Source organism: Brevinematia bacterium (genome assembly GCA_039630355.1).
In the GTDB taxonomy this organism is placed as follows: Bacteria; Spirochaetota; Brevinematia; order DTOW01; family DTOW01; genus SKYB106.
Map to the genome: position 1 here is coordinate 1 of JBCNVF010000025.1, position 7,091 is coordinate 7,091.

Genomic DNA, 7,091 nt, shown 5'->3' on the forward strand with positions numbered 1-7,091 from the left:
AAAAATGTGGTCATACCACCTTTACCAAGAACTGATGAATACTGGGCCGAACTTCAAGAATATGTTGACGGAACACCAACTCAGAGATACTTTAGCTATGTAGCTAGGTATCAGATGGATATGGGAGTATTCAAGCAGATAGTCACAGGTGCGTGGGAAAAAACAAAACAACAGCAACCCAACATACCAGAGTCCGCAAAAAAGAAGATGGAAAAGGTTATAGAGTCCCTATACGAAGCAGAGGACTAATTTCTGGGGGGATACCCCCCTACTTTCAGAATTAGGAGCATATCATGCAGTATCTATTCAATATGCTCTGTGTTATCCTTCTGGCTTGCCTTACTAACTTTGTTCTTTCTGATCCTAAATTAGCCTATGGACAAACTCAAAAGAAGTTACCTGAGTGGATATCCACTCCTGTTTTTAAAAAGGGGGGATACATTTATTTTGTTGGAATGGGGATGAATAAAGACATTGTGAAAGCTAGAGAAGAAGCTATGGATAATATAAAGATTAGTCTTCTTGAAACTATTCTTGCCGAAATTACCAGCGAAGCAAAAAAAGAGTTTCTATACATCTCTGACGATAAATCCTCCGAAGTAATGGAGAAGATAGAACAGGACATAGTTGTAAAAAGCAAAGCTAGAATTTACATCCCAGTTCCAGAGGAAGAAGTCTCAACTCAAGGAAAGGATGGTAATTACACTGTTTACCTTTTAGTGAAGTATCCTGAATCTAAAATTCTTGAAGAGAGGCAAAGACTTGAGCAAATATACAAAGATACCATAATGTCTGTTGATAAATTCATAGAAGAAGGCGATAGATTTGTGAGTGAAGGAAAACTTGTAAATGCCATTGTTTCGTATGCCTTTGCTGCAAGAAACTCCTTAAACGTTGAGGAAAGAAAAATGCTTTACCCCGAGATAATCAAAAAAATAGAGGATATACTCTCTAGGATTAGCATTGAGATTGTTGAGGGTAATGGGAAAAAGGTTGGTGTAGGTGAAAGCGGTAGCATAAAATTCAGGGTGTTTTACAACTTTGAAGGTAACAAAGTCCCCGTAAGGGATGCTAACATAAGTTTTAAAGTGGTTTCTGGAGGGGCTGAAATAAATCCTTCGGCCACCAGCGATAAAGATGGCTTTGTTTCTTGCGATGTCTCAAGAGTAGTAAAGTTTGAAGACAAAAAGCTCTGTATAAGGGCATTTCTTAACCTTGACTTCTCTCCTCTATCAACAATAAGCCAAGAATCAAAAAGGGATGCAAGTAAGTTAAGTATTAAAGCTAGACTGGTCAAATCTGAAGCAACATGGTTTATGAGTGCCTCAAAAGCAAAAAATGCCGTGATTATTGTCCTAAATGAGAAACACAATTCCTATACACATAACTCTAAACTTTCCTCAGCTCTAGCTAGCTATGTCATGAGAAAAGGCTACAAGATTTCAAAAGTTTCCTTTACTTCAGTCTCTTCTGATAGCTACGATGAGGTTAAGAAGTTTCTACCCAAAGATTCTGTACTAGTCCTCGTCAAAGTTTCGGAACCTCAAGAGAAGGAGATAGACTTCCATTCAGAGAAGATTCGTAGAGTAGAAGTGAATGTTGATGTTGAGATATACGATGAAGAAGGTAACATTATAAACTCCTTTTCTCATAAACTCTCGAGTAGTAGTCTCAGTATGATGAATTCAAATCTACCAAAGAATATTGGCGAAAAGCTTGAGGAGATTGAGTTCTAACTCCCCTTCCCTAACCTTCTAAAGGTAACTCTATAAAAAACTCACTTCCTTTTCCTACCTCAGACTCAAAGTACAATTTCCCTTTGTGATTTATCACTATAGTCTCAACTATTGATAACCCTAACCCACTTCCCGTCTTCTTCGTCGTTATGTACGGATTTAGGATTTTATCCCTCAGTTCTTCTGGAATCCCTACACCAAAATCTCTAACACTTATCACCACAGTGTCGGAGTTTTTTAAGAACCTAACAACTATCCTGTTTGATATTCCTTGGGATGCTTCAATTCCATTTTTTATCAAGTTCATAAGACATTGTTTCATCTGATCAAAATCTGCATACATTGAATCTTCACCGTTTACGAAGCACTCTATTTCTACTCCTTGACCCGAGAACAACTCTCTTATGTCTTTCATTAAATCTGTAAACTTAAAATTTGTAGGCATAGGAGGAGGGATCTTTGCAAAATTAGATAGCTGTGTTACCAAGTTGTTTATTCTATCTATCTCCTCAATTATCAAAGAAAGAGATGATAAAACTCTTTCCTTAAAGTCCTCCACATCAGGGTTTGCAAGAATCCTTTGTATTGAAAGCTTTATTGGGGTTAAGGGATTTTTTATTTCGTGCGCCACTTTCCTAGCAATATCTTTCCAAAGCTCCATCTTTTCAATCTTACTTATTCTATACTGTGCCTCCAGAAGCTTGAGAGTCATTCTGTTAAACTCTCTCACCAAGTCTTTTATCTCGTCTACTGCTCCTCTCTCAGAAATAGTATATTCAAGATTGCCTTTTGAAACTTCAGCTATACCTTCACTTAACCTAGATATTCCCCTTGAGATATACTCAGAGAACAGATAAGCAACCAATATAGACACAAAAAGCGACGGAATGTTCAGAAGTAGTAAAATGACTGGAAGGTATTTCTCAAGAATATCGTAAAACAAGAATTCACTATTGCTTGAAATTTGAAGAATTTTAGACAGTCCCCTCTTGAGGTTGTATTTGCTCTGATCTATTTGGACATATGCTACCTTTAGATAACTGCTTTTTTCAAACGCAAAAGCGTACTCCTTATCCTCTACAACCACTATGCTTCTCCCTCTATCCATGGTAGAGCTTTTTATGTGTTCTAGTATGTTGCTAACTATCTGGTCACCCGAGTATTCGTATGCTGTAACAGTTAGAACTTTGACATTTTTCTGAGGGACTTTTTTTAGAGAATATTCTAAGTCACTGAAAACTTCTTTGTAGTACCAAGAAAGTTCTTTTAACATTGATTTTGATATATCTGATACTCTTTCTCCCTCCCTTGACTCTATAGTAACTTTTAACGCATCAATCACCAACACAAATATTGACGAAAGTAGTAAGGTTGAGATCAGGCTTAGTGCTAGAAATAAAACTATAAGCCTGAACCTTATCTTTGAGCCTAATTTCCTTTTGAAAAATTCCCTAAAGGCCTTTATTACGAGAAGCAATGAGACCAGTAGTGATGAAACTATCAGAAATGAAATAACAAAGCTTGTCATTCTATTTATTGCTTTAAGAGAGATATTGTGAAGCCAATCGGAGAGAAAAATCGAAAGTATCGCCGATATGAAAACTATGAGAGCAGTAAGTATAATCTTTACTCTCATACACTACTTTATCTTGAACATATCCGATACCGCAACCTCACTTTCGTAGTTTCCCAGTCCTATCAGAGACACTATTATGTTGAGAGGAGGTTTTACATTCATATAGATTATCTTAGCCCTAGATGATATAAAGAACTCTGTAGTTTCGTATATTTCTTCAAAGTCAGGATTACCCTTTAGTTCGTGGAGGTCGATTTTAACCAAAAGGGGGTAAAACAGCTCGAAAAGACTCTCCAGGCTTTCGTAGGATTTAAAGGTGTAAGGATTATGCACAGTATACCTCTCTGTAACTAAATCATACGACAATTTATATTCTAGAATCACATTAGTTATTTCTGTTTGTATATTTAATATACCAAAATCCTTCCTCATTAGTTTTACTTCCACTAGCATTGATACATCCAAGTTTTTTCTGATCATCTCTGAGAGGTTTTTCTGAGAAGGTTTTTCAATGAAGAGCATCACTAAGATTACGTTTGCACTCCTATCATAAAGCACCTTGGGTTTAGATATCGTAAAGCTAGTTCCTAAAACTGGGAACATTATCAGCGTTATTAACGTCAGCAACAGTTTAAGTTCTTTTGTATTCACAGAGATAATGTATAATTGATTTTTCACTCAATGTTCAACTAGAGACCGAAGAGATCGGTAAATTCCAGAATTTAGCAACTAGGTATGGTTTTTGTTTTTCTCGTGGTCTCTATAGGAACATAGGTAAATACTCTTTTTGATAAGACCTAAGAAGTTAGATATAAAGTGAAGTCTCATATAACCAACAAAACCCAAATAGTGAGTAATAAAAGTTTAGAATTTTGCTTACCTGCCTAATGGAAATTGGAATTTATTGGGATTCTGGGTAGTTTCTTGAGAAAGAGCAAGAGGATACTTTACACTAAACTTATGCAAGATGTAGCGCTAATTAACAAAACAGGTGTTTTTTACAACCCTTTTTTGGAGAGACATTTAGAAAACACTTATCACATTGAGCAACCTGCAAGGACAAGGAATACCTACATTAAACTTCTTAATCTTCTTGGAGACAGAGTGAATTTCTTTATATCAAACGAAATGATATCTAGAGAGTCTCTAGAGCTGGTGCACGATAAAAAATATGTTGACTCAATAATGAGGTATAAGGATATCAAAAAGGAGATTTTTTTAGATCCTGATACTATTATTGGTGAGAACAGTGTTGAATGTGCAATATTGTCCGCTTCGCTGTGTGTTAAGGCAGGAATTGAGGTTATGGAAGGGAATCTGAACAATGCATTTGCGCTAACTAGGCCTCCAGGACATCATGCTTGTAGTAACAGAGCAATGGGGTTTTGTATATTCAACAACATTGCTATCACTGCAGGTGTTTTGATGAAAGAGTATAACCTAACCAGAGTTGCGATTGTAGATTTTGATGTGCACCATGGCAATGGCACACAGGAGATTTTCTACGATTCAGATAAAGTTTTATTCATCTCAACGCACAGATATCCATTCTATCCAGGCACAGGTTATTTCAACCAAATAGGAAGGGGCGATGGTATTGGATTTACGGTAAACATACCTTTACCTGAGGGAACTGGAGACAACGATTTTGCGTATGTTTACACGAATTTGGTGGGGAAAATCCTCAAAAAATTTGAGCCGGAGATTTTGCTAGTTTCCGCTGGATTTGACGCACATTTCTCGGACCCTTTAGGTGGAATGACCTTAACTGATACGGGATTTAGACATATAGTAAATGTTATTTTAAAGTCTTCTGGAAAGGGAAAAGTAGTCTTCATGCTTGAAGGTGGATATAACACTGAGACTCTACCATCCACAGTCTACACAACAGTAGAGGAAATGACCCTACCAACGAATGGGGAAGTGATAACCCCTGTGCTTTCGGACCTTGGTGAAGAAATTTTGGAAGAATTCAACAAATACATCAACAACTACTGGAACATTCTATAGGGATGAAACCAAAATTATAGATAAGAGTCTAAAACCTGTTTTATGTTTTGCTTTGGTAGAGCTCCTACCATTTTGTCAATAGGTTCACCATATCTGAATATCAGTATTGTGGGAATACTTGTTATTCTAAACTTTGAAGCCAACTCAGGGTTATCGTCAACGTTGACTTTAAAAAAGTCAACCCTACCTTTATACTCCTCTGAGAGTTCATCTAGGATTGGGCTAATTATCTTACAAGGTATACACCACTCAGCCCAAAAATCAACTATACAGAGCGGTGATCTGTTAACAGTATCATCAAACGATGTTACATTTAACTCTCTCATAGCTCCCCTCCCAAACAAAACGAACCTTCTAAAGTAAGTTTCCTTAAAGTAAGCTTTTAAAAACTGTCACTTTGTCGGTTCTCTCCCACGTAAACTCTGGCTCCTTTTCTGGATCTCTACCGAAATGGCCGTATACTGCCGTTTTTTGGTATATTGGCCTTCTTAGATTTAAGTAATCAATGATGCTTCTAGGTGTTAACTCAAAGTGCTTCCAAATAGTTTTCTCTATCTCTTCCTCAGGAACTTTACTAGTGCCAAAGGTATTGACTACCAGTGATACCGGCTCAGGAACTCCGATCACGTAAGCTACTTGGATTTCGCATTCTTTAGCAAGGCCTGAGGCAACTATGTTTTTTGCAATGTATCTCATCATATACGCAGCACTTCTGTCAACTTTGGTAGGGTCTTTACCAGAGAAAGCTCCACCGCCGTGTCTAGCCCAGCCTCCATAGGTATCAGCTATAACTTTTCTGCCAGTTAATCCTGAATCTCCCTGAGGTCCACCTATCACAAACTTACCAGTTGCATTTATAAAATACTCAGTTTCCTCATCAAGGTAACTTGCAGGAATAACCTTCTTTATAATCTTTTCTATTATCAGTTCTCTAAGCTCCTCCTGAGAAACTTCCTCAGAATGTTGTGCAGCAATAACCACATTTCTCACTCTAACTGGTATTCCGTCCTCATACTCAACAGTAACCTGTGTTTTACCATCAGGTCTTAGAAACGGCAATTCCCCACTCTTCCTAGCTGTAGCTAGTTGCCTAGCAAGCTTATGTGCTAGATCAATAGTAAGAGGCATGAAATTCGGAGTTTCATCAGTTGCGTAACCGAACATCATACCCTGATCACCAGCCCCACCTGTATCAACTCCCATAGCAATGTCAGGAGACTGCTTTTTCAGACTAGAAATTATCCCTACACTTTTGTAATCAAAACCCATAGCACTGTCATTATACCCAATTTCTCTTATCTTCTCTCTAACTTTCTCATCAAGATCAAATTTGTGAACATTTGCCGTTATCTCACCAGTTACAAAAACTAAACCCGTGGTAACAACCGTCTCACACGCAACTCTAGCAGTAGGATCACCTGCTATAAGTTCATCTAGCACCATATCTGATATCTGATCAGCTATCTTATCAGGATGTCCCTCCGTAACAGACTCAGATGTAAAAAGGTAAACTCCCTTTCTCCTCATTCCCATCTCCTAGGTAATATTTTAATCAATAACTTAAGTTTAATTCAAAAAAACTTCCTCAAGAGCAATCAACACTTGTAACTATTACAACCCTAGATCTCATTAGATAACTTTCAATAAATTCCAATTTCCATCAAGTGAGCAGATGAGATTCAACTTTTTGTTTACTTGCCTCTTTGCTTCTGGACAGTTTGTTAGTCACAGAATTTCCTCCATACCAAGCTTCTTGGGTGCTTTTAAGA

Annotated in this window: 7 protein-coding genes; 3 read left to right on the top strand and 4 right to left on the bottom strand. The window is 37.4% G+C overall.

Annotated features, from left to right (window positions below):
* Positions 1–249: hypothetical protein (locus tag ABDH28_02035; GenBank protein MEN2997806.1), on the top strand; the 249-nt coding region annotated here is incomplete at its 5' end.
* 44 nt (positions 250–293) lie between these two features.
* Positions 294–1,736, top strand: coding sequence for a hypothetical protein (locus ABDH28_02040; protein ID MEN2997807.1), 1,443 nt, complete (start codon positions 294–296; stop codon positions 1,734–1,736).
* Between the two features lie 10 nt (positions 1,737–1,746).
* Here ABDH28_02040 and ABDH28_02045 read toward each other — a convergent pair whose 3' ends face one another.
* The gene (locus tag ABDH28_02045) at positions 1,747–3,372 is read right to left on the bottom strand and encodes a HAMP domain-containing sensor histidine kinase (GenBank protein MEN2997808.1); all 1,626 of its coding nucleotides are present in this window, start codon (positions 3,370–3,372) and stop codon (positions 1,747–1,749) included.
* 3 nt (positions 3,373–3,375) lie between these two features.
* On the bottom strand, positions 3,376–3,963 hold the full coding sequence (locus ABDH28_02050; GenBank protein ID MEN2997809.1) for a hypothetical protein: 588 nt from the start codon (positions 3,961–3,963) through the stop codon (positions 3,376–3,378).
* Between the two features lie 309 nt (positions 3,964–4,272).
* On the opposite strand from ABDH28_02050, the gene ABDH28_02055 reads away from it, so the two are divergent.
* On the top strand, positions 4,273–5,322 hold the full coding sequence (locus ABDH28_02055) for a histone deacetylase (GenBank protein MEN2997810.1): 1,050 nt from the start codon (positions 4,273–4,275) through the stop codon (positions 5,320–5,322).
* Positions 5,323–5,336: 14 nt separating this feature from the next.
* Here the strand turns inward: ABDH28_02055 and trxA are convergent, their stop codons facing one another.
* Positions 5,337–5,648 carry a thioredoxin gene (trxA, locus tag ABDH28_02060; protein ID MEN2997811.1) on the bottom strand — a complete coding sequence of 104 codons (312 nt, stop codon included), beginning with the start codon at positions 5,646–5,648 and terminating at the stop codon, positions 5,337–5,339.
* 43 nt (positions 5,649–5,691) lie between these two features.
* Entirely contained in the window at positions 5,692–6,849 is a 1,158-nt protein-coding gene (gene metK, locus ABDH28_02065; protein ID MEN2997812.1) for a methionine adenosyltransferase, read from the bottom strand.
* Between the last annotated feature and the right edge of the window lie 242 nt (positions 6,850–7,091).

Excerpts from the sequence above, each read along its gene's own strand:
- ABDH28_02040 (MEN2997807.1), top strand. The coding sequence starts at position 294 with ATGCAGTATCTATTCAATATGCTCTGTGTTATCCTTCTGGCTTGCCTT.
- ABDH28_02045 (MEN2997808.1), bottom strand. The coding sequence starts at position 3,372 with ATGAGAGTAAAGATTATACTTACTGCTCTCATAGTTTTCATATCGGCG.
- ABDH28_02055 (MEN2997810.1), top strand. The coding sequence starts at position 4,273 with ATGCAAGATGTAGCGCTAATTAACAAAACAGGTGTTTTTTACAACCCT.
- trxA (MEN2997811.1), bottom strand. The coding sequence starts at position 5,648 with ATGAGAGAGTTAAATGTAACATCGTTTGATGATACTGTTAACAGATCA.
- metK (MEN2997812.1), bottom strand. The coding sequence starts at position 6,849 with ATGAGGAGAAAGGGAGTTTACCTTTTTACATCTGAGTCTGTTACGGAG.